The following is a 2,048-nucleotide window of genomic DNA, read 5'->3' as shown; positions in this document are numbered from 1 at the left end:
TGGAAATAGCCGGGGCTGAGCGAAAGCGCTTCGGCAAGATCGGTCAAAGACGTCGCGGTCTCGCTCGTCTCGATCATGCGGCACGCCCGCGTGACGATCCCGGCGTTCACCATCTCGGCGGACGGCCCGTCAGGCTTGCATCGCTTGCAGGCCCGGAACCCGGTCCGCTGCGCACTTTCGAGCGTATCATGGATGGTGACGTTACCGGGATTGCAGCCTCGCGAGGGGCACGAGGGCCGACAATATACGCCCGTCGTGTCGACGGTGTACCAGAATGCGCCGTCAGCGCTCTTGTCTCGGGCAACGATGCGTGCCCAGCGCGGATCGGCGAGCATAGCCGCCGCCTTCTTGTCTTGGTTCTTCATGACCTTTGTCCTTTGCAATGCATGTACAGAGCTAATCCCGGCCGCGACGATCGGCACTCCGGCTCTTGCTCTGGAATCAGAAGCGACGGGAAACGGCACCCCCGGCCGGGTGAGACCGAGGGTGCTTGCCGTGTCAGCCAACGGCGGCGAGCATGTCCTCTCGCGCGCGGTCGATGTCGGGCATGTGATAGCTTTTCTCTTCGATCTCGGCGAGGCGCGATGGGGCGGCCTCGATGTTGGATACGCCGTAGAGCTTCTGGAAGTTCATGATCAGCGGCTGCCACTTCGCCGGATCGATCCGGTTCTCATGCCCGTCCATCAGCAGGTCCGGACGGACGTGCACGCGGGTGATGCGCACCTCGAACGCCGAGATCAGGCCCGCGACCTGCGGATCGTCAGCCATCATGTCATGGCGCTCCGCCAGGACGGCTTCGAGGTGAATGGGACATTCCAGCACGCGAGGGACGGCCACGGTGTCGGAGGCGATCGGAGTAAGGCCAGCCACCTCGAACTTGCGGGGTTCATACGCGTAGCCGAGGCGCTGCTTCAGTTCGGGCATGGCCTTAGTGCCGGTCAGACGCGCCAGCTTGTTCACTGCAGCGACCTGCTCGACAGTCGCCAGGTTCAGCACGCATTCTCCGGTGCGGATCAAGTTTTGTGGCGTCTGCGAGGCGGTCTGTAGACCCAGCATGGCGCGCCAACCGAGCCACCAGGCCGAGGACATGGGGGCGACATTGGCGGTGCCGTCCTCGTTCAGCGTGCTGATCAGCACGACCGGCGTGCCGAGATAGAGGATGGACGGTTCGATAGCGACGTGGGGTCCGGTCATGGCATTGGCTCCGTGGATGATGACGAAACCTCTGATGCAGCCAATTGACGGGATGCGAACTCCGTTTCCTGCTTTGGAATCGACGGATCAAGCCGGTGACCTGCGTGCGCTATATTGGACCGGAGGGGACCAATGCCAGTCGTTCATTCGTCCTCGCTGAACGTTCGATGTTAACGGAAGCTGCCGCTCGCGCCGATCAAACCGGACGATCGGCAATGGATCCGAACAGCCGCAGTCCGACGCTGACAGGGGAGATCCCATAACAGCCGTTCCTTTTGGCAGAACATCATCGGTTGCTACGCGTGAGAAATCATCGCTTGCATCTAATCACAGCAGCTCGCTCACATGCGGCTTGAGATATGCGCCGTCTAACGGCTATCCGCCCCATCGGAGGATTTACATGCGCATATTGGTGATCGAGGACGACCGCGCTCTCAGCGACGAGATCGCGCGCGCCTTGCGTGCCGAGAATTTCGCGGTGGACGTCGCTGGCGACGGAGAGGACGGCCGTCATCTGGGCGAAACCGAGCGTTACGACGCAGCGGTGCTCGACCTGGGCCTGCCCAAGGTCGACGGGCTTACCGTGCTGCAGTCCTGGCGAACCGGCGGGCATGACCTGCCCGTGCTGATCCTAACCGCACGCGATGCCTGGTCGGAAAAGGTCGCCGGCTTCAAGGCCGGCGCGGACGACTATCTCATCAAGCCGTTCCGCGTGCAGGAGTTGATCCTGCGCCTGCGTGCGCTCGTGCGCAGGGCGAGCGGTCACGCTTCCAGCCGGGTCACCTGCGGCCCGCTGGTGTTCGACGCACAGCTGGGACATTTCGAGATGGACGGCCTGCCGGTACGGCTGGGGG

The 2,048-nt window shown here is 63.0% G+C and carries 3 protein-coding genes; 1 reads left to right on the top strand and 2 read right to left on the bottom strand.

Going from position 1 to position 2,048, the window contains the following annotated elements; translation table 11 throughout:
* A partial coding sequence (locus tag PMI02_RS28270; protein ID WP_007684459.1) for an Ada metal-binding domain-containing protein occupies positions 1–365 on the bottom strand: 365 nt, incomplete at its 3' end.
* A gap of 133 nt (positions 366–498) precedes the next feature.
* Positions 499–1,194 (bottom strand): flavin reductase family protein, encoded by a 696-nt coding sequence (locus PMI02_RS15435; protein ID WP_007684457.1) that lies wholly within the window; start codon positions 1,192–1,194, stop codon positions 499–501.
* 400 nt (positions 1,195–1,594) lie between these two features.
* Here PMI02_RS15435 and PMI02_RS15430 point away from each other — a divergent pair.
* Positions 1,595–2,048 (top strand): response regulator (locus PMI02_RS15430; RefSeq protein WP_007684456.1); only part of this gene is annotated, 454 nt, incomplete at its 3' end.

Source organism: Novosphingobium sp. AP12, from assembly GCF_000281975.1.
Lineage (GTDB): Bacteria > Pseudomonadota > Alphaproteobacteria > Sphingomonadales > Sphingomonadaceae > Novosphingobium.
This window is presented reverse-complemented; position numbering and strand designations above follow the sequence as displayed.

What these genes read in the sequence shown, in the direction of transcription:
- PMI02_RS15435 (WP_007684457.1), bottom strand. Translation starts at nt 1,194, where the DNA reads ATGACCGGACCCCACGTCGCTATCGAACCGTCCATCCTCTATCTCGGC.